Genomic DNA, 22469 nt, shown 5'->3' on the forward strand with positions numbered 1-22469 from the left:
CGTTGTCTCCGACAGGGAGAAGCGTACTTCATGGTCCCATCACTAGCCAGTTGCCGCTCTGGTTTCTGCTTCCTTGACGATTATCGTTCACAATTCACTTCCCCATGATCAGACCGTCACCGTCCATACGCAGTCTCATAGCGGGTCATATCTCAGCCAATCCTCACGGTGACAGCGAGTGAAGTGGCTATACCATCCCGAGCCGGCAATATAGGATGTTCGAGTCTCCATAGGTACGGCGCTACGCATCGTGGTCCAGTTCAAAGGTGTTTCTATGACAATGGATCTGTTGTTGTTCCACTCTCCCACGGCCGATCGCAACACACTGGGCATGGAGGGAGCCAGTCGATTAGCAGAAGTTCTATCCGATCGCATCTCGGTCGCGCCTATCCATATTGGCGAATCAGGCCCTCTACTCCATGGCGATTGGCACCGGCAACTGATGAACACACGGCCGGTATTACGGCAATTGGGTAATACGCTTTCTGACACCCTCGACCATGATCGCTTTCCTATTACCGTACTCCCACGCTGTGCCGCGGCCCTGGGAACTCTACCAGTGATCGCCCGTCATCATCCTGACGCCATTTTACTGTGGTTGGATGCCCATGGTGACTTGAACACGCCTCGAAACTCGGAGTCAGGCTACCTTGGCGGCATGGTAGTCAGCGCTGCAGCCGGACAGTGGAATTCGGGGCTTGGCACCGGGTGGTCGCTCGATAACATCATCTTGGCAGGCGCACGTGCACTCGACCCATGCGAACGACAATTGATCGATGCCGGCGCACCAAAGCATGTACCACCAGGAACGGATTTCGTCGAGCGCTTGTTAGCCATGCTGGGGGATGTTGCCTGCTATATCCATCTCGATTGCGATGTCCTGGAACCGGGTCATGTTCCAACTGAGTATGCCTGTCCAGGAGGAATAACACTGGAGACTTTATCCACTTTATTTAGACACCTTAGCCGAAACCAACAAATTCTCGGCATACAGGTCGCCGAATTCGAGTCTCGCCGGCAGGAAACGTCACCACTGTTCGACCCGTCTCCATTGGCCAGTACACTCTTGGCAGCATGCCCCATCCATAGAGGGACCGGGCCATAGAGCAGCCCGACAAGCATGGTGACAGCGTCTCTGTATGCCCGGAGCTCTATGTCACTAGTAAGTAGCCAGAAAGCTAAGTACGGCCGCCATCATGCAAGTGGCTAAGGCCACGACTTGGTTGGTCATCCCTATGAGAATAGTCGGCTCAGGCATTTAGCCGTTTTCATCCTTCTTAAAGAAATCGATCATTTTCTCCCCGATCTCTTCAGGTTGCTCTTCAGGCATGTAATGGCCGCAATTACGCACGATGCCACCTTCAATATGGCTCGTTAACGGTTTCATGGCTTCGAAGATGTCCGGGGACATCCCGACATCTCCACCCAGCGCGAGTGTCGGGGTGTCTATTTTTGTCGTCGCTAACGACTTGTTTTGCTCAACGTCTTCCAGCACGGCCCGATAATATGCCAGCGCACCTCGTAAGTTACCGGGCTGTTTGTAAACGCGCTCATACTCATCGATATCAGCCTGCGAGAAAGTGCCGGCTGGATTGTAGGTTTTCCTCTGGAAGAACCACTCTATGTAACTTCGCTCGCGGCCGGTAATCAATATCTCGGGCAGGTCTGCTACCTGGTGGAAGAAAAAATGCCAAGCTTTCCAGTTATGGGGGCCAACCTCGATGGTCGATTTTAGCGTGACGCCGGGTATATTGGCATCCAGCATCACAAGCCGGCCCACTTCCTCGGCAAAGCGCACGACAAAGGGATAAGCCACCCACGAACCAATATCGTGCGAGCCGATATGATAGCGTTCGAAGCCAAGCGTTTTCGCTAATGCATGAACGCGATCTCCCGTTGTTCGCGTATCGTAACCATCTATCGGCTTGTCGGAATCCCCCTGCCCAGGCAGGTCAATCGCAACCACATGGAAATGCTCGCAAAGTAGAGGCATGACACGGCGCCATGCATACCAGCTTTGCGGGAAACCCGCCATCAGTAGAACCGGAAACCCTTGTCCCCCGGAAACTGTGTGAAAGCGGATGCCTTCTGCTTCCACCATCGAGTGAGTAAACACCTTGCCGCCGAGCTCGACTTTGTCATGTGCAGGCATAGCTCTCTTCCTCTATTGGCCGCAGCTATCGTATGGCTTGGACACGACCAGCTCGTCAACCTATCGTCCCTGATAGTTGTTCGGCAGGCGCACCACGACAGAATGACGTTTACTCGACCGATTCCAGTTTATCTTGCGTTTTTCGCTCGAAGTCACTGGCATCGTGGCGTTCGTGAAGCTGGGTTTCCGGCTCGCCGAAGGTACGGTTGACCATGCGCCCACGCTGAACGGCCCGGCGGTCGTCGATTTCCCTGGCCCAGCGCACCACATGCTCGTAGGTGTGCACCTGCAGGAATTCACCGGCATCGTAGAGCCGTCCCAGCACCAGTTGGCCGTACCAGGGCCAGATCGCCATATCGGCAATGGTGTAATCATCGCCGGCCAGATAACGGGTCTCCGCCAACCGGCGATCGAGCACATCCAGTTGACGTTTGGTTTCCATGGTGAAGCGGTCGATCGCATACTCGATCTTGACCGGCGCATACGAGTAAAAGTGGCCGAACCCACCACCGACGAACGGCGCACTGCCCATCTGCCAGAACAGCCAGTTCAGCGTCTCGGTGCGAGCCTGAGGCTCGCGGGGTAGAAAGGCGCCGAATTTCTCGGCCAGATAGAGCAGGATCGCGCCGGACTCGAACACCCGCGTGGGCTCCGGCGTGCTGTAATCCACCATCGCCGGAATCTTGGAGTTGGGATTGATCTCGACGAAACCGCTACCGAACTGATCGCCCTCGCCGATACGGATCAGCCAGGCATCGTATTCGGCATCGCGATGGCCCAGTGCCAGCAGCTCCTCGAACATCACCGTCACTTTCACGCCATTGGGCGTGCCCATCGAGTAGAGCTGGAACGGATGGTCGCCGACCGGGAGCTCTCGCTCATGGGTCGGGCCGGCAATGGGCCGGTTGATGCTGGCAAAGGTGCCGCCACTCTCGTTTTCCCAGGTCCAGACTTGCGGTGGGGTGTAGTCAGTCTCTTGGCTCATGTGAACTCCATGATCGGATGAACAGTCAGGCAAACGATAGCGTGTTAACGTTTTGCCATCCACCACTGATCGACCCGATCATCGCACGCTATCGCCACTACCGATCCCGCCCTCGCTGCTACGCCCATCCATGTCGTTGACGATGCAACTCATGCACCCGCTGGTAAAAGCCTTCCACCGGGCCGTCGACAGGTAATCCCGGCACGATCGTCTGAATGGGGAGCGTCGCCACCGGCGGTGGCCCGACATCCATGGCATCGAGCCAGTGCCGCAACTGAGACGACGAGCTGGCATACACGATACGTCCCAACCCTACCCAGCCATGTGCCGCCGCACACATCGGGCAGTGCTCGCCGGAGGTGTACACCGTGGCCTTGGCACGGGCCTCGGGTGACATGTGATTGGCCGCCCAGCGCGCCAGCGCAAACTCCGGATGCTGGGTGGAATCGCCCCCGGCGATGCGGTTGCGGTCCTCGGCAAGCACGTTACCCGCCTCATCGACCAGTACACTGCCGAACGGCTCGTCACCTGCCGTCAAGGCCTCGGCCGCCAATTCAAGACAACGCTCCAGATAGCAATACTCGCTCTCTACGACCATGGCGTGCCCCTCGCTTCCCGACTATTTCCCACTATGACAGTCAATCGTTCATCCTGCATGATCGATGCATAAAGTGTGGCACACCACCACCATCGCGATACGGTGACCGACGAACCGCTTAAGGACAGCCATGGGCTCGGCGTCTAGAGTAGCGGTATGACAAGCGGTGGAGCACGGTTTCCATGCAGCGGCTGAAGGATGTGACCGGCGATGTTTCCGGGGCGTTCGGCGACCTCGGCACCTTGTTGCCCTACGTGATTGCCGCCCTGGGCCTGGGGGTGCTTGCCCCCACGCCGGTATTCCTGGGCTTCGCCGCAGGTTATCTGCTGGTCGCCCTGCTCTATCGGTTGCCTGTCGCCGTTCAGCCCATGAAGGCGCTGGGGGCGGTCATCCTCACCGGCGGACTCACTGCCAGCGAAACCGCCTGGGCGGGCGCGCTCATTGGGCTGATCCTTCTGGTGCTGGCCGCCACGCCACGCCTGACCCAGGTCGCTCGCGCCTTGCCCCAATCCATCGTCACCGGTCTGCAGGCCGGCCTCGGCCTGATGCTTGGCGCCATGGCACTGTCGATGATGGCGGAAGGCTGGCTCATCGCTCTGCCGGCGCTGGCGGCACTGGGACTATCCTGGGTCTGGCCACGCGGCCCCTGGGCCCTGCTGGTCGTGGCCTCAACGTTGCTGCTGGGCACACCGACCGAGCCGCTCGACCCGGCCGTGCCACCACCCGATACCGACCTCTCGGCTCGGGCCGTCGCCACCGGCGTCATGGCACAATTACCGCTGACATTACTCAATGCCGTGGTGGTAGCCGCCGCGGTGGCCCATTCGCTCTACCCCGGCCGGGCGGACCGAGTGAACGAACGTCGACTGGCGGCCTCCAGCGGGCTGCTCAACCTGGCGTTGGCGCCACTTGGCGCTATGCCGATGTGTCATGGTGCCGGCGGCATTGCCGCCCATCACCGTTTCGGCGCCCGTAGCCTGGTGGCTCCCCTGGTCATGGCCGGTGTCTGCGCCCTCGCCGCCTTGCAGGGTCCCACGGTGATCGCCTGGCTTGCCGCTATTCCTACGCCGGTCGTGGGTGCCCTGCTCGCCTATGCAGCGGTCGAACTGATGCTTAGCAAGCGCCTATTCGACGCCCGCCCGGACTGCCGCCCCGTGATCGCCATCACGGCCGGCGTCACCCTCTTTGGCGGTGCACTGCTGGGGTTGATTGCCGGCCTGATCGCCGAGAAACTGCGCAAGATGCTCATCCGCCGCCGCGGTGCCCCAACCGGGGAGTAACGTCCATTGCGGATAGTCGTCACCCCCGTTCAGCTCTGATTGTACTCATCGTGGCGACGCCACCACATGCCTGTCTCGTTGCGTCCTTTCGGTGCGCGATCGAGCCACTGGTACATGCTCCACAAACCGTCCAGTCCGCGTGCATAGGTGGAATAGGTGTGGTAGACGCTCCCCTCCTCGAGCACGAATGCGCTCATGCCGGGCCTTTCACGCGTGTATGTGGCCTTGTCCGTTCCGCTCATGGCAGCACCGATAGTCGCCCCGTCGGGTGTCGATCGCGAGGGTATGTCGGCGGCAGGCTGCTCGCTGTCGCGTAACTGATCCGCCGGCTCGCGCTGATAGTTGTATTCGATACTCCCCTCACGCTGTTGCGCTTCGCTGAACCAGACATTGAAATCGAAGTTGAAGTCGCTGCCATGCGAGGACGCCCAGGGAAAGGTCCATCCCAGTCGTTGCTTGTAGGCCTGCAATGTCGCTAACGGGGCTCGCGACACCGCCCACAGCATGACGTCATGATTGGCCAGGTGATCGACGATACCGTTGAAGCCGTCAGCGATCGCCGAGCAGGACGGGCAACCCGCCGTGTAATCGGGTCCGAACATGAAATGGTAAACGAGGAGCTGCGAACGCCCGCAGAAGAGATCCACCAACGAGGCACGCCCGTTATCGGTCTCGAAACGATACGCCTTGTCGATACGAACCCATGGCAGTTCCTGCCGCCGGCGGGCCAGCTCATCGCTTCTTCGCGTAAGTTCCTTCTCGGCCTTGAGCAGCTCAAGCCGCGCGGCCAGCCACTCCTCGTACGTCCCGGTGATATGTGTCGTCATGGTTTGACTCCCCTTTCGTCAAATGTCCTTGTTACGTTCTCGATATAACCTTCGCGGTCATGAGATATAGTGAATCCGGGTGACCTCACGATGGGAGTAACAAGTGTGGCGGGATTGCGATGGACTCTTTGATCACGGCCGCAGCCCGTGCATTGACGGCGGGTGATTCCTTCGGCGCATTGAACCGGATCGCACTGCGCGACGATGCACCGGCGCTAGCGTTGCGAGGGATCGCGATGGCCCAGCTTGGCGATTTCGAGCGCGCGAAAGCGCTGCTGAGACGAGCCGTGCGCGCCTTCGGCCCCAAAGAAGCCGTCGCTTGTGCCAGGTGTGTCATCGCCGAGGCCGAGATCGCGCTCGTCTCACGCAACCTGAACTGGCCCACGCAGGCGCTCGGCACGGCGCGGGCGACGCTCGAACAGTATGGCGACCGGGTGAACGCGGCGCATGCACGGTACCTCGAAGCCCGACACCTGCTGCTGACCGGGCATCTGGACGAGGCAGAGCATATGCTCGCCGATCTCGATCCCAGCCCCTTCCCACCGGCACTGAGGACAGCCCATGAGCTCGTGGTGGCAGGGATCGCCATACGCCGCCTGCAGACGACAACGGCACGCGCGGCGCTCACCCGGGCCGAAGGCGTCGCGCACCATGCCGGGATTCCTGCACTGACGGCGGAAGTGGAAAGTGCCTTTCTCGCCTTGAACACCCCAGCCGCGCGCCTGATTGATCAGGGCGAAGAGCGGCTGCTGTTACTGGAAGAGGTCGAGGCATTACTGGCATCGAAGGCACTCGTCGTGGACGCCTGTCGCCATGTCGTGCGGAATGCTCACACGGTGGTCTCGCTCGCCAGGCGCCCGGTACTGTTCTCACTCGCACGCTTGCTGGGCGAAGCCTGGCCTGACGATGTGCCGAGGGGCACGCTCATCGCGCACGCCTTCCGCACCCGGTTCGCCGATGACACGCATCGCGCGCGTTTGCGGGTCGAAATCGGGCGACTACGCTCAGAGCTCGGCACACTGGCAGATGTGAGCGCGACGCAACGGGGGTTCAAGCTGGTGCCGCACAATACAGGCGACGTCGTGGTGCTGGCACGGCCGATCGATGAGAAGCATGCCGCGCTACTCGCCCTGCTTGACGACGGTGAAGCATGGTCGAGCTCGGCCCTGGCACTGGCGCTCGGCACCAGCCAGCGCACCATACAGCGAGCCCTCGACGCGCTCTTAGCCGCAGACAAGGTGCAATCGTTCGGTCGTGGGCGGGCGCGTCGCTGGATGACGTCGCCCGTGCCCGGATTCACGACAACCTTGTTACTCCCCGGCCCTTATCCAGGTAGCTAGGCTATAGTCACCAACCAAGCAACCAGGACAGACACATGAACCGCTCACCAGCCGACATCCTCAGCGAACATGGCCCCTTCCCCGGCATCGACTGCGTGCATGGCGTCACCTATGACGGCCGGCATGTCTGGCTTGCCACCGGCGACACGCTGACCGCCCTGGATCCAGCGAGCGGGGAGACGCTGCGCTCCCTCGCTGTCACCGCGAATGCGGGAACCGCCTTCGACGGAGAGCATCTGTTCCAGATCGCCGAAGACCGCATCCAGAAGGTCGACCCGCAAAGCGGCCGTGTCATCGACACTATTCCGGCCCCCGAAGGCGGTGTTTCAGGGCTCGCATGGGCTGAAGGCATGCTCTGGGTGGGACGATATCGGGACCGGACGATCCAGCAAGTCGATCCGCACAGCGGCGAGGTGCTTCGCACCATCGAGTCCAACCGCTTCGTGACCGGGGTCACCTGGATCGACGGCGAGCTATGGCACGGCACCTGGGAAAGTGACGAAAGCGATTTACGACGCATCGATCCGCGCACGGGAGACGTCCTGGAGAGTCTCGAAATGCCGCCGGGAATGGGTATATCGGGGCTCGAGTCCAACGGCCACGATCGGTTCTTCTGTGGTGGCGGAGGCAGCGGCACGTTGCGAGTCGCACGCCGACCCAAGTGAGGCGCCTTGGCTGGCGGTAGTCCTATCTTTACTCAAGCAACCTTCGCTGATCGGCCGACCGGCGAAGGTTGACGCTCTCTAGCCGCATAAGCAAGGGATCACTTGCCACTCACGCAACCCGAGGACGACAACATCAGGGAGTTGCTGGCATTGATTATTGTTATGTTATAACGTATCTTTCGTTGATGCCTTAGGGCAATCCTATCTCATTGCAGAAAAAGGAGCGTTGATAGTGAAAATGGTACTGACACAAGGGGCAAGCGTGTTAGCCGTCAGCTTACTGGCACTGGCGGGTGGCCAGAGTGCAGCGGCATCGCAGGACGAGCATGAGCACAGTCATGATCATAACCACGACCATGACGAGGACATCTATGCCGGCTATTTCGAAGACAGCCAGGTAGAAGACCGCTCGCTGTCCGATTGGGAGGGGGACTGGCAATCCGTCTATCCCTACCTCGAAAACGGCACCCTGGATGAGGTGTTTGCTCATAAGGCGAAACACGAGGGTGACAAGACGGCCGACGAGTACAAGGCATACTACGAGACCGGGTATCAGACGGACATGGATCGTATCGTCATTGACGGACAGACCGTCACTTTCCATCCAGATGGCGATGAAGAACGATCTGGCGAGTACACCTATGACGGCTACGAAATTCTGACGTACGAAGCAGGCAATCGCGGCGTCAGGTATATCTTCGAACTCGCCGAAGACGCTGACGGGCTTCCCCAGTACATTCAATTCAGTGACCATGCCATCTTCCCGACTGATGCCGATCACTTCCATCTGTACTGGGGCGACGACCGCGACGCCCTCTTGGAGGAAGTCACGAACTGGCCGACCTACTACCCATCCGACCTGGATGGACAGGAAATCGTCCATGAAATGAGGGCGCACTGAGTGGCGGTAGTCGCTCGAGGTCCGAGAGCCGGAGGAGCGTACTCGGCAGGCGGGGAAAATAAAACACGAAAACCTTTGACCCAGGCCACCAGGCATGAGACTGTGTGTGTCAGTAGGTTGGCAAGCAGCATGGTTTCAGCAGTACTCGAATTCTTTCGACGGCCTGTAATTATCATTCTTGTTTTACCCGCTACTCATCTGGGTAACACCAGGATCTTTAGCAAGGCGCTAAGCGCGAAAGGATTTTTATCATGACTACTGGTACCGTCAAGTGGTTCAACGATTCCAAGGGTTTCGGCTTCATTTCTCCTGCCGATGGCGGCGATGACGTGTTTGCCCACTTCTCCGAGATTCAGGCCGAAGGCTTCAAATCCCTGCAGGAAGGTCAAAGCGTCTCTTTCGACGTGACTCAGGGCAAGAAAGGCCTCCAGGCTTCGAATATCAAGACGCTTGCCTGATAACGAGCGCTCACGAACCTCTACGGTTCGTTAAAACGGGGCCCGCATCAGCGGGCCCCGTTTCGTTATGAGACTGCCTGCGCAGACAATGTCTCTCGCTGATTCGGCGGTACCAACCCATAGCGTCGCATACGCCGATACACCGTGGGTCGCGAGACACCGAGCCGCCGTGCGACGAGGCTGACGTTCCAGCTTGCCTCCTGCAGCAACGCATGCAGTGACCGACCTTCGTCGGTTGCCGGTGCCTGTGGCGCCTGTTCGAGTATCTGCGGCACACCGACAAACCCTCCCTGACACTCCTCCGGCAGATCATGTACGGTAATCTCGTCGCCATCGACCGTCGCAAGGGCGAAACTCAGCGCGTTCTTGAGCTGACGAATGTTGCCCGGCCAAGCGTAAGCCAGCAGTGCACTCATGGCATCGGCGCGCAACCGGATGTCAGCACCACGATCCGCCACCAGCGAGTCGTAGACACTGCGGATCACATAGTGTTTGTCAGCCCGTTCGCGCAGCGCCGGCAATCGCAACTGGGCGCCATTCAAGCGGTAGTAGAGATCCTCACGAAAGCGGCCGTTGGCAATCAAACCGGTCATGTCGCGGTGGGTGGCGGTAATGACGCGAATATCGACACGCACGGCTCTCTCGGCGCCGAGCGGCATCACCTCGCGCTCGGCCAGAACGCGCAGCAGGCGGGTTTGCAGCGACAGCGGCATGTCACCGATTTCATCCAGGAACAGCGTGCCACCATCGGCCTGCTGGATCAGCCCACGCATGCCCTTGCTACGCCCACCGGTAAAGGCGCCGGGCAGATAGCCGAACAGTTCGCTTTCGATCAACGATTCAGGAATTGCGGCGCAGTTCACCGCCACGAACGGCCCCTTGGCCCGCGAGCCACTATCGTGCAATGCACGAGCCAATACTTCCTTGCCAGTGCCTGTCTCTCCAGTAATCAGCACGCTCACCGACTCATTGCGCAAGCGCCGGGCCAGCTTGAGCACGCGATACATGGCGGGGTCGTCGGAAGCCAGCCGATCCAGCACCGGAATGGGCGTGGGGGATGAAGGCATGCTGCGCGACGCGATATGTCGTCGACGGGGCTCGATCAGAGACATGAAACACGTCATGTCATTGGCGCGCACGCGGAAAGCCCGTAGTTGGTCGTCATTGGCGGCCGGCAGGCCAAGCAGGTCGCCTATCTCGCTGTCGAACAGTTGCGTCGCACTCGGCATCCTGCCCGCCGACCAAGGTGGCCAGCGACGCAGGTGTGCGTCGATCAGAGCCCGCCCTTCACCATTGGCGGCGATCACACTGCCATCCTCCTCGATGGCAATCAGCCCTCGACCGTTGAGGTGGACGAACTCACGGTCGGTATCGAAGCGCAGGATCAAGCAGTCACGGTAGCGGTGCAGAAAGTAGGCGTCCTCGATCATCCGCGCATACAGGTTGACCAAGGGCAAGCCAAAATTCTGACTCTCCAGGGCACGTGGCGATTGCAACGCCGAGATATCCAGCACGGCGATGACCTGCCCTTGTGGATCGGTGATGGGAGCGGCCGTACAGGTCAGGTCAATATGCGTGGCATCGAAGTGTTCTCGCTGATGGCAAGTGATTGCGTGGGCATCATGAATGCAGGTACCGACCGCACACGTACCGGCATAGCGTTCGTCCCAGTCGGCCCCCAGATATAGACCGGCACGGCGCAGGGCCCGATCCTGTTCGCGCTGGCCACGAAACTCCACGGTGATGCCACGGCGATCGGTGAGCAGCAGCACATAGCCCAGCGGCGCGACCTGGGCGAAGAGCTGATCGACCCCGGCGCGAGCCACGTGCAGCAATTCATCCACCGACTCGCGATGCTCGTTGATCGCCTGCTGGGTCAATACCCGCACCGGGCGCGGACGACCGGGATCGAGGCGATATTCGCCGACGCAGCGTTCCCAGGAACGCCGGATCACCTCGCGGCATCCACCCAAGCCGATCGCCTGGCCTTCGCTAAGCCGGACCAGGGTGTCGATATGCTGGCGCTGCTCCTGGCGCAATTCCATGCAGCCTCCACGGCCCGTTTCGCCCGTTCGCTCTTGTCGTGGCGATACTCCACGCCTACCTTCAGCCTATGCCGACCCGGCCGGGAGTCAATCGCTGGCGTCTTCGCCCTTGGTCGGAGGGTTACAGGTGTAACGCTGTATCCCTTGGCATCACGTGACAGTTGTTACGCGTGCTACACCCCTCAGACGCTCCCTCTCCCCCTTCACGTGGCACTAAATACCTCGCAATTTCAGCTAGTTGGCATCTATTGCGGCAAGGTTGATGCGGCTGGCACGTTTCCTGCCTCGGGTGTGGCGTGTCTCCACGAACCATGAGGAAAACAATGATGACGACACGCACGCCAACCCAACACGTCCAACACTGGCTGAGCAACTTCGAAACCGCTCTTGAGCAACGTGACATCGAGCGGGTCATGCAGCTCTTCGGCGAGGAGTGCTACTGGCGCGACCTGGTCACCTTCACCTGGAACCTCAAGACGCTGGAGGGCAAGGACGCCATCCAGTCGATGCTCAACGCCACCCTGAGCGAGACGCGCCCCGGCAACTGGCAGATCGACGGCGAGGCCACGGAAGCGGACGGCATCACCGAAGCCTGGTTCACCTTCGAGACCGGGGTCGCCCACGGCAAGGGTTTCCTGCGCCTGAAGGGCGACCGGTGCTGGACCCTGCTGACCACCATGCAGGAACTCAAGGACTACCCCGAACCACGCGGCCCGCATCGCCCCAAGGGCGCCGAGCACGGCGCCAACAAGTCGCGCGAGACCTGGCTCGAATCACGCCAGCGCGAGGAGCGCGAACTCGGGTACACTCGCCAGCCCTACTGCGTGATCGTCGGTGGCGGCCAGGGTGGCATCGGGCTCGCCGCACGCCTGCGCCAGTTGAACGTGCCGACGATCGTGGTGGAGAAGAACCCTCGCCCCGGCGACTCCTGGCGCAACCGCTACAAGTCGCTGTGCCTGCACGACCCGGTATGGTACGACCACCTACCCTATATCCCCTTCCCCGAGAACTGGCCGGTGTTCGCACCCAAGGACAAGATCGGCGATTGGCTGGAAATGTACTCCAAGGTGATGGAACTGAACTACTGGAGTGCCACCGAATGCGAGAGCGCCAGCTTCGATGAAGCGAGTGGCACATGGACGGTGAACGTCAATCGTGACGGCGAGCGGGTCACGCTGCGGCCCAGGCAGTTGATCCTGGCCACCGGCATGTCGGGCATGCCCAACGTGCCCCACTTCCCCGGCGCCGAAACCTTCGAGGGCGAGCAGCAGCATTCCAGCCAGCACCCCGGGCCGGATGCCTATCGTGGCAAGAAGTGCATCGTAGTAGGTTCCAACAACTCCGCCCACGACATCTGCGCCGCACTGTGGGAGAACGATGCCGACGTGACCATGCTGCAGCGCTCCTCGACCCACGTGGTGAAGTCGGACTCGCTGATGGAGGAAGTGCTCGGCCCGCTCTACTCCGAGGAAGCGGTGCAAAGCGGCATCAGCCACGACAAGGCCGACCTGCTGTTCGCTTCGATTCCCTACAAGGTGCTGCCCGACTTCCAGCGTCCCGCCTTCGACCAGATTCGCGAGCGCGACGCCGAATTCTACAAGCAGCTCGAGGATGCCGGTTTCCTGCTCGACTTCGGCAGCGACGACTCCGGGCTGTTCCTCAAGTACCTGCGACGCGGCTCCGGCTACTACATCGACGTGGGCGCCTGCGACCTGGTCGCCTCCGGCGAGGTCAAACTGCGCAGCGGCGTAAGCATCGAACGCATCAACCCGCGCTCGATCACGCTCACCGACGGCTCCGAACTACCTGCCGACCTGATCGTTTACGCCACCGGCTACGGCTCCATGAACGGCTGGGCGGCACGCCTCATCTCGCAGGACGTCGCCGACAAGGTCGGCAAGTGCTGGGGACTGGGCTCCGATACCCCAAAGGATCCCGGCCCCTGGGAAGGTGAACTACGCAACATGTGGAAACCCACCCAACAACAAGCGCTGTGGTTCCACGGCGGCAACCTCCACCAATCGCGCCACTACTCCCACTACCTGGCGCTGCAGCTCAAGGCCCGCATGGAAGGTATCCCTACACCGGTATACGGCCTGCAGGAGGTGCATCATCTCGCCTGAACCACAACGGGCCGGTGCGCACGTGCCGGCTCGGATTGAAAACGGCTGAGCTCCGGGCACTGCGGATAATCATCGGAGCGGGAGAGTATTGGCCTCGTCAACGGGGCCTCTCTCCGGTTAGATTCGTTTCCAGTGACATTCGCCTCTGGCGACATCCATTCACTCTCGACAGCCCGGAGTCCATTCATGTCTCGTGTTATCGAAATCCCCGCCGCCGACGGCACCATCGACGCGCATGTCTTCACCCCCGGTGGCACCAACGCCCCTCTTCCGGCCGTGGTGCTGTTCACCGATATCGGCGGTCTGCGCCCCTGCTATCACGAGAAAGCCCAACGAATCGCGGACAATGGCTATGCCGTGTTGATGCCCAACGTCTACTACCGCGATGCGAGCGGCCCTATCGTGCCGGAGGGCAAGTCCTTCCGCGATCCGGACGTGCGACCGACGCTGGTAGAGTATGCCGGCCACCTCACACCTGATGCGCAATCCCGCGACTTCGTCGCCCTGCTGGACAGCATCGATAACGAGGCCGAATTCGCGAACGGCAAGATAGGCGTGGTCGGCTATTGCATGACCGGAGCCTTCGCGCTGCGCATGGCAGCCGAACACGCCGACCGTGTTGCTGCTGCGGCCGGTTTCCATTCGGCTCGGCTGGCCGAGGCGGACGATCCGAACAGCCCCGTACATGTGGTCGGCACCATCGAAGGGCGCGTCTATTTCGGCCACGCCGACAAGGATGAACTGCTGCCTCCCGAGCAGATCGCCCGCATGGACGAGGCACTGGCCGCAGCCGGCGTGCACTTCACCACCGAGCTCTACAAGGGCGCAGCCCATGGCTTCACGGCCAAGGATGCGCCCTCTTACGATACAGCCGCCGATGACCTGCATCACAGGCGCCTGTCCCAGCTCCTGGAAGAGACGCTGTAACGATGCCGTGCCATCCTCGTTTCATCAGCGATCCCGCCGTATGGACCGCGTTGACGGGTGATGTCGCGTAGCCTCTGCGGACTGTCATGCCTTGTGCCCTTGCGGTAGCCCCGGCTGGATATGCCACCCTGAGCAGATAGTTCCCTGTCGGCCCGACGACAGGCTATCGTGAAGGTTCCACACCATAGACGGAAAGGAGAGCCCCATGAGCAACAGGGAAGCCTACGAGCAGAAGCTGCAGGCCAAGTTGGACGAATGGCAGGCCGAGATCGACAAACTGAGGGCCCGTGCCAAGAGCAACGAGGCCGATGCCCGCATCGAACGGGAAGAGGAGGCTGACCGTCTTGAGGCGAAGCGCGAGGAAGTGCGCCAGAAGCTCGACGAGCTGCGCAACTCCAGCGATGACGCCTGGGACGACATCAAGGACGGCGCGGAGCGCGCCTGGGATTCGCTGAGCGCGTCCTTCGAAAAGGCCCGCTCCCGCTTCAAATGATTCTATGCCCCCGCTCGGGCGCCCGTATCAGCGGCGCCCTCTCCTCCCGCCATTGGCTGGCCCGAGTCGCAACCTCGCGAGGCCCCTGAGCCGTCCCGGAGTTCCTGGAGACTCCATTGCTTGAGTTCAACGGAAAAATTAGAAGCAATGGACGCTGATCCCTATGTGTGACTGTGGGAATAAAACACCGAGCGCGCCAAGACAAGAACACCACAGGTCTGCCGTATGCTCTCCTATCAGGTCTCGACTCCGGGTGTCTTCATCGTCTGCGCTGCGCTTGCGCCAGATGGAGGTATGACGTTAATGAGTCGCGTGGCCTTTTCTCGCGCTCACTTCTTTCGCCACGTGAAGGGACGCTGGCAGACAGGACAGGTTTTGGTGGGGAAGTGAGGTTTTCGATGAGGCATCAAGGCATCTCCCGAAGCCCACCGCGTATCAACAAGGCGAACGTCTTTGCCGCGTCGGCTTCACTGCAATGGCCGCGTACCATGGCCGCCGAAAGCGCATCACCCGCACCGATCAAGCCGACACAGCGACGTTCGAGCTCAGTATCCTCAAGCGCAAAATAGGGCCGCAACACGGTCGCGAACAGTTGGACGTAGCCGTCGAGCAGCTCCTGATAGACCGCCTCCTTCTCTTCGCTTCCTGCCAGCGCGGCGCCAATGGCATGCCACTCGCCGCTGGTGTCGGCATGACAATGCACGTGAGCGGCCGCGAGCAGCGACGCGGTTTCCTCGAAACTTCGCCCTTCGGTGGTCAGCGTCTCGCGCAGCGCATCGGATTGCCGCCGGTCGATCAGCCTGTACAGCTCGATCAGCAGCTTCGAGCGCGTCCCGAAGTGATCATAAGCGACCGGCTTGGAAACGCCGGCACGTGAGGCCAGATAGCCTAGCGTCAGTCGATCCGCGCCCTCTTCCCGCACGATCCGCAGCGCCGTATCCAGTAGTTGGCGTTTCCGTTCGGGTCCGGAGAGCCGTCGAGCCCTCTTCGCCTCTTCTCCATTGCCGGCTCTCGACTTGCGTGTATTGCGCTTCATGTTCCGCTCTCGTCTACGTTCCCTGGCAAATTGAAAACCTACCACGAGTAGGTTAATATTCAAAAACCTACTATCAGTAGGTTAATCCTCAACCCGGAGAACATTCATGACACTCGATCCCATCCTGCTCATTGGAGGCGCCGGTATCGTCGGTCGCCAGGCGGCACGCTTCCTGCGTGAGACTCACCCGGGACTCCCCCTGCTGATTGGCGGGCGGGATCTCGCCAAGGCACAACGCGCGGCCGCCGACATCGGCGATGCCGAGGGCGTGACGGTCGACCTTACCACCGACGACCTCGGACTCGGTGAGCTCCCTATCCGCGCCATCGCAATCTTTTTTACCGACACGACCACCGCCGCGCTCCGATTCGCTCAGCAACGTGGCGTGCCTTACATCAGCATCTCGCCTGCTATGTATGAAACCGGTCCCGAGGTCGCGGCCTACATGCACCGACCGGACGCTGCCCCGGTGGTTCTGGGGACCGAATGGCTGGTGGGAGCGACGACGATTCCTACGCTCGAGTTGGCCAAGACATTCCGCTGCATCGACACGATTCGCATCGGCGCCTTGCTGGATGAGCAGGACGAAGGCGGCCCGGCCTCCTTCGACGATCTGGAGCGTCAGACGCAGGCCATTCCTGCCGTGCAGGTTCGTCGACATGGAGCCTGGATCTGGCGCAGCGGCGACTATCTCAAGACCAGCTTCCGCGCAGCCGATGGGACTACGCTGCAAGCTACCGGGCTATCGCCTCACGACGTGTTCGGCCTAGCCACCGTGACCGGTGCATCCAACGTCGAATTCAACCTGGCCATAGGCGTCAGTTCGAGCCGCCGTCGTGGCGAGCCGATGTCGACCGAGATCATCATTGAGCTCGCGGGAGAAGATCATTCAGGACATCCACTTCGCACCCGCCATGCAGTCACCCATCCCGAAGGGCAAATGCCGCTCACAGGACTCGGCGTTACCATGGTGCTCGAACGGCTTACCGGGCTCGATGGCAATCCTGCCACCCCGGCCGGGCTCTACTTTCCGTATCAGTTACTCGATCCCGCAGACTACTTCGAGCGCTTCGCACAAGCCGGCGGGCGGCTCGTGGAGCTCGACGGGGGGTAACGGCCTCCGCCTACGATACAGTCACACGTCATCAAGAATCAGGATCAATGGCGGGCGAAAAATCGGTCAAATCCCGATTTCGCATGCCCAATTCCTTGGCCATGGAACGCCATGCTCCCACGGCTTTGGTGACTTCATCCCAGGCTGTCGTCGCTTCCTGCACGCTCAGACCCGCCGTATCGATCGCATCCCATACCCGGGTTCTCTCGACAGCGCTGCGGCCCCGTGGTATGCCTCCAGTGTGCTTACCGCAGCGCCGAGGTGACAGTCATGGCCTTCCATAACCCGGATCCGAAAATGCGTGAAATCGAGCAGCGCAATGCCCAGTTGCGTGCCGGATTCTTTGCCAAGCTATTTGGCGGTGCCTGGCGGTGGATTTCGCAACGCCTTGCCGCGCCATTGAGCCGGCAACGTCGGCGTCAGCCTCGAGGCTGATCCGCTGCGCTTCGAGTATGCCCCTGAGTGGCTGACCCCCTGAAGCGGTGAGTCCCTCACCCTCCCTGCCCCTCTCGCAGCAGGCATACGTAGGCGATGACGCCCTGCTCCTCAGACACTCATGGGATAGGTGAACAGCAGCAGGTGGGTGAGGTTAAGGCCCCAGTGCACCAGCACCGCCCAGACCAACCGCCCCGTCCACAGATAGACCAGCCCGTAGAGCAGGCCGGCGCCGGTGGCGACCAGCACGAAGGCGACGCCGCCCGGGAAATGGGCGATGCCGAACAGCACACTGGCCACCGCCAGAGCCACGATGGCGCCCCAACGGGCCGTGAGCCAGCGCTGCAGCAGGCCGCGGAACAGCAGTTCCTCGGCCAGGCAGGTATTGAGCAGGTTGGCGACCGCGAAGACCCAAAAGCCGGTGGACAAGCCCGGCCGCCAGTCGACCAACCCCAGTGCCGCGGCCAGCGCCATCAGCAGACTCACCCCGGCCGCGATGCACAGAGGCAACGCCCAGGGCGGCAGCCCTCCGCGCGGCGCCTGGCTGCGCCCGAACAGCGGCACCCAGCCGAGCAGCGCCCAGGCCACCAGCACCTTGTCGTGGTTGAAATAGAGGCTGAAGGGCACGCTGCCCTCTTTCAACACAGCTTGCTCCGCCACGACCAGCCCTTCATGGCCGGGGAAGGTGTGCAGCATCAGGGCCGTGCTGGCCACCAGCCAGACGACGATCCGCGCGGCCTGCGCCAAGGGCGGCAGCCGCTGCCCCTGCATCCAGGCGGTGAGTGCCACATAGCCCAGCGCCAGCAGCACGAACGGCCAGGTCGCATAGCCGACCAGACCCGCCAGCAGCAGCACGCCCAACGCCCCGCCATGACGCCAACGCGGCTCGGCACATAGGCCCAACAGAATCAGGATGAGAGAGTAAGTGATACCAAAGGCGAGCATCCGGCCTCCCTGCCATCATCCATGCTCAAGCGAGCACATAGCTGCACCGATCAAGCCAGCCCGCAGCAGGCCTTGAATTTGCGACCGCTGCCGCACGGGCAGGGCGCGTTGCGGCCGGGCTTGAGCCGATGGACGGCGGGGTTGCCATCGAGGTAGAACCAGCGCCCCGCCTCGCGCACGAAGCGCGACGACTCCTCCAGCACCGACCAGCGCCGCCCCTCCAGGAAAGTCGCACGGAAATGCACCCATCCCCGCTCGTCATTCTCGCCGCTTTCGAGCACCTCGAGACGCTTCCAGACGGTCGCAGAGTCGTCCAGTTCCAGGCTCGAAGGCTGGGTGCTCGGGTGCCAGGTCGCCAGCAGGTAATCGGCAAGCTCGAGCACGAAGGCGCTGTAGCGCGAGCGCATCAGCGCCTCCGGGGTCGGTGCCGGCTCGCCGGCGTGATAGCGCCCGCAACAGCCGGCGAGCGAACTACCGTTGCCGCAGGGGCAAGCGGTGCGGTCGGAGTGTGTCATACAAGACGTAACCTTCTGTGTTCCATCCGTACAGGACTTTCGTTGCCGCAAAAGCAGGCCCGCCAATCATCAGGCCGTGGCCGCAAAGGCCGAATGGTAGGCGACTTCGCCCTGGGGGACGTCGTCGCCCCAAGCGAGGGCCATGAAGTATTCCGGCGGCACCCCGGGCAGGATGAGGCCCGGCACCGCCCGAAAGCCGAAGCGCGAGTAGTAGCCGGGCTCACCCAGCACCACGCAGCCCCGGGCGCCACGCTTCTGCAGGCGCGCCTCCACCAGCGCCGAACCGATGCCCCGCCCTCTCGCGCACGAAGAAGGCGGTTTCGGACAGGTTATTCTCCGCCGCAATGGCCTGCAGGGTGGCATCGTCCAGCCACTCGGTCAGCGGGCATACCGCCGCGGGATTGCCCTCGAAGGGACGACGCGTGAAGGCATCCACCTGGTAGAGATCGATTTCCATGGGATCCTTGGTGCCTGTGATTTGGAGAAAACAACCTGCCAGCAGACAAGAAGCAATGCAATGATCAGGAGAGCGTAACGGCCTTCCTGCCGGGCCCCTCAGGGTCGACGCATGGCGGCGACCAGGGCGCTCGCCCCGATCAGGCTGCCGGCGCCGGTACGGTGCAGAATGCGGCGAAAACGAGCGCTCAGCAGTTGGCCGCCGGTGGTGGCCAAAAAGGTGTAGGCGAGATCGCTGAGCACGCCGATGACCAGGAAGGTCGAGAACAGGATGGCCAACTGCGGCAACAGGGGCTGGCTGGGCGCCACGAACTGGGGCATGAAGGCCATGAAGAAGGCCAGACTCTTGGGATTCAGCGCGGTGACGAGAAACGCCTTGGCCGTGCCGAGCCGGATGTCCGTGCCCGAAGGTTGAAGATCGCCCAGCCGGCCGGCCTCACGCCACATCTTGATGCCCAGGTACAGCAGATAGGCGGCCCCGGTCCACTTCAAAATCTGGAACAGTTCGGCGGAGGTCATCAGGAGTGCGCCCACCCCGGCGAACGACAGAGTCATGGCCAGCAGGTCACCCACGAAGAAGCCGGGAAGCATGGCCAGGGCGGCCCGTCGTCCTCGGTTGACCCCGGTGGCGACGAGCAGGGCCACGGCGGGACCGGGAGAAACGATGATCAACAGCGAGGCCAGGCAGAAGGAGAGCCAGAGTTCCAAGGGCATAACGTGTTCCTCGTACGACGTTCAGTGGGTCATGTCCGTGACGATCAGCAAATGAACATGTCCGTAAAGGATCACTGGCGCCACATGGAAAAGCAACACGGCCATCGGTCGGGTGGCGGTGGAGGTGCACGATATGCTGCGCGGTATGGCCGGTATGCGGTGCCTCACGAAAGGCCGCCACGGCGATGGCCTCGATGGTTTCCACGCTGTAGGCCGCTTCGGCGCGGATGGCGGGATCGGTTCTTGTGAGGAAGGCAGCAGCCACCTTATTGGCCGCTGCCACACCTTGCGATTTACGACGTCGTCTTGGGTGGCAGTCCCATCTTCTCGAGCGTCAGCGTCTCGCCGGCACGTCCCCAGCCGCCATCGGCGACCTCCTCGACCAGGACCATGGTGTAGGGCCGTACCTCCTCGCCGAAGTACTCGACGAACAGATCGGTCGTGCGAAGGATGATGTCTTCCTTGCGCGCAGCATCGACGATGCCTTCGGGAAACTTGAAGTTGGCAAATGGCATGTATGTATTCCTCTTGAATCAGTGAGTCGTCACGCAAACCCGCCGTTGACGCGAATAACCTGCGAATTCACCCAGGCGCCGTCTGGCCCCGCCAGAAATGCCACTGCCGAGGCGATCTCCTCGGGCTGGCCGAGACGCTCCAGCGGAGAAAGCGCCGCAATCTGCTCGACCTGTTGCTCCGTCTTGCCGTTGAAGAAGAGTTCCGTGGCCACCGGGCCCGGGGCGACCGCGTTGACAGTGATCCGGCGCCCGCGCATCTCGTTGGCGAGCACGTGCACCAGCCCCTCCACGCCGGCCTTGCTGGCGATATAGGGGCCATAGGCGGGGAATGACTTGGCGAGCACGCTCGAGGAAAGCGCCACGATGCGCCCACCCTCGCCCAGGTGCTGGGCCGCCTGAGCCAGCACCAGGTAGGTGCCGCGCAGGTTGGTCGCGATGGTCTTGTCGAAGGTCTCCAGATTGTCACTGCCGATGGTCGCCATGTGCATGATGCCGGCACTGTTGACTACCACATCAATGCGCCCGAACGCCTCCAACGTTGCCTGAAAGAGGCGCTCGACGTCCGGCGGGTCGGCGACATCGCCCTGAACGGCGATCGCCTGGCCGCCGTTGGCTTCGATGGCCGCGACCGTTTCCTCCGCCTTGGCGGCGCTGCCCGCGTAATTGACGGTGACGGCCAGGCCGTCCGCTGCCAGCCGCAGGGCGATGGCCCGCCCGATGCCGCGCGATGCACCGGTGACGATAGCGGTGCGCTGTGTCGCATTGTCCATGGGTAACTCCTGCTCCCGTGTTGAGTGGCTTACAGGAGTGCATTCTTGTCGTTCCACCTAGAGAGATAAATGCGTCTAAAATGACTTCTCTATTCAACCTGGATAAACAATCCTGACATGGACCGACTCGACGCACTGACCCCTGAATTCAAACATTAAGCGCAGCACCTGCGGTTTTCAGTACCCCTGAATACTCTCCCAAGAACACTTGTGCCGGTGTCCGATACCCCAAGCGTTTTCTGGGGCGATTGTTCAGCTTGGCTACAACTCTTCTCAGTGCTGAGTCGCTCACCTTTCGGAAGTCCGTCCCTTTCGGGAAATACTGGCGAATCAGGCCGTTGGTATTTTCATTGGTACCACGCTGGCATGAGCGGTACGGGTCACAAAAATAGGTCTTGGCCGAGACGGCCTTGGCAACCTGTCGGTGCTCAGCGAATTCCGAACCGTTATCTAGGGTGATGGTCTGCACTGCCCCTCGGCGTGGTTCTAATAACCGGGTCATCGCCTTGGCCGTTCCAGTAGCCGTGATCTTCGGCAGGCGCGCTGCCAAGAGGTAACCGCTGCGTCTCTCGACCAGGGTTACCAAGCCGGATTCTTTGTGGCCCTTGAGTACCGTATCGCCTTCCCAATGGCCGATATGGCGCCTTTCTTCCACGTCATCGGGGCGCTGTTCAATGCCCACCCGGTGTGGGATTTTGCCCAATCCCGCACACTTGGCCAACTGGCGCTGATAGCGCCGCTGGCGTGGTAGCCTAAGTCGCTTCCATAATTCGCCGCCGTGTTTCTTGTCGTCCCAGATTAACGTATAGATCCACTGATGGCTGACGCAAACTCCGTTGGCATTGGCCATGAAGCCACTGATTTGCTGAGGACTCCATTCGTCCATCAATTGATCAGTGACCCACCGAATCAGGCTGGGCAGTCGCTTCGTCACTTTCCAGGCGGTGCGTCGGCGCTGATTACTTGCTGACTGGGCCTGTTCAGGCGCATACCCACGGGTCAGCCCGTTGCGCTTTATCTCTCGGCTAATGGTGCTGCTATGGACCCCAATGGCCTTGGCTATCTGTCGCTGGCTAATGCCGGTCTCAAGGTAAGCGAAAATTTGGTATCGTTGGGCCTGGGTCAGCTGTCGGTATCCCATGCTCTGCTTCACTTTGGTCGGTAAAGTCGAGAGG

General features: G+C 61.3%; 24 protein-coding genes and 1 pseudogene. 11 read left to right on the top strand and 14 right to left on the bottom strand.

The features are described 5' to 3' along the window. The first annotated feature begins 274 nt into the window (after positions 1-274). Positions 275-1105 carry an arginase family protein gene (locus BLW01_RS04745; RefSeq protein ID WP_092568348.1) on the top strand — a complete coding sequence of 277 codons (831 nt, stop codon included), beginning with the start codon at positions 275-277 and terminating at the stop codon, positions 1103-1105. 153 nt (positions 1106-1258) lie between these two features. Here the strand turns inward: BLW01_RS04745 and BLW01_RS04750 are convergent, their stop codons facing one another. The 3 genes from BLW01_RS04750 to BLW01_RS04760 form a co-directional block, all read right to left on the bottom strand. Continuing rightward, positions 1259-2152, bottom strand: a complete 894-nt coding sequence (locus tag BLW01_RS04750) for an alpha/beta fold hydrolase (RefSeq protein ID WP_092568349.1) — start codon at positions 2150-2152, stop codon at positions 1259-1261. Between the two features lie 109 nt (positions 2153-2261). Further along, the gene (gene yghU / locus BLW01_RS04755) at positions 2262-3137 is read right to left on the bottom strand and encodes a glutathione-dependent disulfide-bond oxidoreductase (RefSeq protein ID WP_092568350.1); all 876 of its coding nucleotides are present in this window, start codon (positions 3135-3137) and stop codon (positions 2262-2264) included. Positions 3138-3255: 118 nt separating this feature from the next. Further along, positions 3256-3735 carry a nucleoside deaminase gene (locus BLW01_RS04760; protein ID WP_092568351.1) on the bottom strand — a complete coding sequence of 160 codons (480 nt, stop codon included), beginning with the start codon at positions 3733-3735 and terminating at the stop codon, positions 3256-3258. Positions 3736-3917: 182 nt separating this feature from the next. Between BLW01_RS04760 and BLW01_RS04765 the strand changes: the two genes are divergently transcribed. Further along, positions 3918-5015 carry a putative sulfate/molybdate transporter gene (locus tag BLW01_RS04765; protein WP_092568352.1) on the top strand — a complete coding sequence of 366 codons (1098 nt, stop codon included), beginning with the start codon at positions 3918-3920 and terminating at the stop codon, positions 5013-5015. 29 nt (positions 5016-5044) lie between these two features. Here the strand turns inward: BLW01_RS04765 and BLW01_RS04770 are convergent, their stop codons facing one another. Continuing rightward, positions 5045-5842, bottom strand: a complete 798-nt coding sequence (locus BLW01_RS04770) for a DUF899 domain-containing protein (RefSeq protein WP_092568353.1) — start codon at positions 5840-5842, stop codon at positions 5045-5047. A 119-nt stretch (positions 5843-5961) separates the two neighbouring features. Between BLW01_RS04770 and BLW01_RS04775 the strand changes: the two genes are divergently transcribed. From BLW01_RS04775 to BLW01_RS04790, 4 genes are all read left to right on the top strand, one after another. Next, on the top strand, positions 5962-7182 hold the full coding sequence (locus BLW01_RS04775) for a helix-turn-helix domain-containing protein (protein ID WP_092568354.1): 1221 nt from the start codon (positions 5962-5964) through the stop codon (positions 7180-7182). A 35-nt stretch (positions 7183-7217) separates the two neighbouring features. Next, on the top strand, positions 7218-7847 hold the full coding sequence (locus BLW01_RS04780) for a Vgb family protein (RefSeq protein ID WP_092568355.1): 630 nt from the start codon (positions 7218-7220) through the stop codon (positions 7845-7847). A gap of 238 nt (positions 7848-8085) precedes the next feature. Continuing rightward, the gene (locus BLW01_RS04785) at positions 8086-8748 is read left to right on the top strand and encodes a metal-binding protein ZinT (protein ID WP_092568356.1); all 663 of its coding nucleotides are present in this window, start codon (positions 8086-8088) and stop codon (positions 8746-8748) included. Between the two features lie 251 nt (positions 8749-8999). After that, positions 9000-9206 (top strand): cold-shock protein, encoded by a 207-nt coding sequence (locus tag BLW01_RS04790; RefSeq protein WP_092568357.1) that lies wholly within the window; start codon positions 9000-9002, stop codon positions 9204-9206. A gap of 65 nt (positions 9207-9271) precedes the next feature. Here BLW01_RS04790 and BLW01_RS04795 read toward each other — a convergent pair whose 3' ends face one another. Then, entirely contained in the window at positions 9272-11251 is a 1980-nt protein-coding gene (locus BLW01_RS04795) for a sigma-54-dependent Fis family transcriptional regulator (RefSeq protein ID WP_092568358.1), read from the bottom strand. A gap of 326 nt (positions 11252-11577) precedes the next feature. Between BLW01_RS04795 and BLW01_RS04800 the strand changes: the two genes are divergently transcribed. From BLW01_RS04800 to BLW01_RS04810, 3 genes are all read left to right on the top strand, one after another. Then, positions 11578-13374: an NAD(P)/FAD-dependent oxidoreductase gene (locus tag BLW01_RS04800; protein ID WP_092568579.1), complete on the top strand. Its 1797-nt coding sequence runs from the start codon at positions 11578-11580 to the stop codon at positions 13372-13374. A gap of 186 nt (positions 13375-13560) precedes the next feature. After that, entirely contained in the window at positions 13561-14301 is a 741-nt protein-coding gene (locus BLW01_RS04805) for a dienelactone hydrolase family protein (RefSeq protein WP_092568359.1), read from the top strand. A gap of 205 nt (positions 14302-14506) precedes the next feature. Continuing rightward, positions 14507-14794 carry a sll1863 family stress response protein gene (locus BLW01_RS04810; RefSeq protein ID WP_092568360.1) on the top strand — a complete coding sequence of 96 codons (288 nt, stop codon included), beginning with the start codon at positions 14507-14509 and terminating at the stop codon, positions 14792-14794. Between the two features lie 329 nt (positions 14795-15123). Here the strand turns inward: BLW01_RS04810 and BLW01_RS04815 are convergent, their stop codons facing one another. After that, entirely contained in the window at positions 15124-15201 is a 78-nt protein-coding gene (locus tag BLW01_RS04815) for a DUF2256 domain-containing protein (RefSeq protein ID WP_092568580.1), read from the bottom strand. After that, positions 15201-15830 carry a TetR/AcrR family transcriptional regulator gene (locus BLW01_RS04820; protein WP_092568361.1) on the bottom strand — a complete coding sequence of 210 codons (630 nt, stop codon included), beginning with the start codon at positions 15828-15830 and terminating at the stop codon, positions 15201-15203. The genes BLW01_RS04815 and BLW01_RS04820 overlap by 1 nt, the downstream gene beginning before the upstream one ends. A 106-nt stretch (positions 15831-15936) precedes the next feature. Between BLW01_RS04820 and BLW01_RS04825 the strand changes: the two genes are divergently transcribed. After that, positions 15937-16944, top strand: coding sequence for a Rossmann-fold NAD(P)-binding domain-containing protein (locus BLW01_RS04825; RefSeq protein WP_092568362.1), 1008 nt, complete (start codon positions 15937-15939; stop codon positions 16942-16944). Between the two features lie 270 nt (positions 16945-17214). Then, positions 17215-17379 carry a hypothetical protein gene (locus BLW01_RS18450; protein WP_175529768.1) on the top strand — a complete coding sequence of 55 codons (165 nt, stop codon included), beginning with the start codon at positions 17215-17217 and terminating at the stop codon, positions 17377-17379. Between the two features lie 111 nt (positions 17380-17490). Here BLW01_RS18450 and BLW01_RS04830 read toward each other — a convergent pair whose 3' ends face one another. The 7 genes and pseudogenes from BLW01_RS04830 to BLW01_RS04860 all read right to left on the bottom strand — a co-directional run bounded on the left by BLW01_RS04830 (position 17491) and on the right by BLW01_RS04860 (position 22435). After that, a complete protein-coding gene (locus tag BLW01_RS04830; protein WP_092568363.1) occupies positions 17491-18324 on the bottom strand; it encodes a CPBP family intramembrane glutamic endopeptidase in 834 nt (277 codons plus the stop codon). 50 nt (positions 18325-18374) lie between these two features. Then, the gene (locus BLW01_RS04835; protein WP_092568364.1) at positions 18375-18839 is read right to left on the bottom strand and encodes a YchJ family protein; all 465 of its coding nucleotides are present in this window, start codon (positions 18837-18839) and stop codon (positions 18375-18377) included. A 286-nt stretch (positions 18840-19125) separates the two neighbouring features. Then, positions 19126-19296: pseudogene (locus tag BLW01_RS04840) on the bottom strand (PhzF family phenazine biosynthesis protein); the annotation flags it as partial. A 98-nt stretch (positions 19297-19394) separates the two neighbouring features. Further along, positions 19395-20009 carry a LysE family translocator gene (locus BLW01_RS04845; protein ID WP_089683708.1) on the bottom strand — a complete coding sequence of 205 codons (615 nt, stop codon included), beginning with the start codon at positions 20007-20009 and terminating at the stop codon, positions 19395-19397. A 293-nt stretch (positions 20010-20302) separates the two neighbouring features. Further along, positions 20303-20524 (bottom strand): tautomerase family protein, encoded by a 222-nt coding sequence (locus BLW01_RS04850; protein WP_092568365.1) that lies wholly within the window; start codon positions 20522-20524, stop codon positions 20303-20305. 29 nt (positions 20525-20553) lie between these two features. Continuing rightward, positions 20554-21294, bottom strand: a complete 741-nt coding sequence (locus BLW01_RS04855; RefSeq protein WP_092568366.1) for an SDR family oxidoreductase — start codon at positions 21292-21294, stop codon at positions 20554-20556. A 148-nt stretch (positions 21295-21442) separates the two neighbouring features. Next, positions 21443-22435 carry an IS30 family transposase gene (locus BLW01_RS04860; protein WP_092568367.1) on the bottom strand — a complete coding sequence of 331 codons (993 nt, stop codon included), beginning with the start codon at positions 22433-22435 and terminating at the stop codon, positions 21443-21445. Positions 22436-22469: the final 34 nt, after the last annotated feature.

The organism is Aidingimonas halophila (assembly GCF_900106955.1).
In the GTDB taxonomy this organism is placed as follows: Bacteria; Pseudomonadota; Gammaproteobacteria; order Pseudomonadales; family Halomonadaceae; genus Aidingimonas; species Aidingimonas halophila.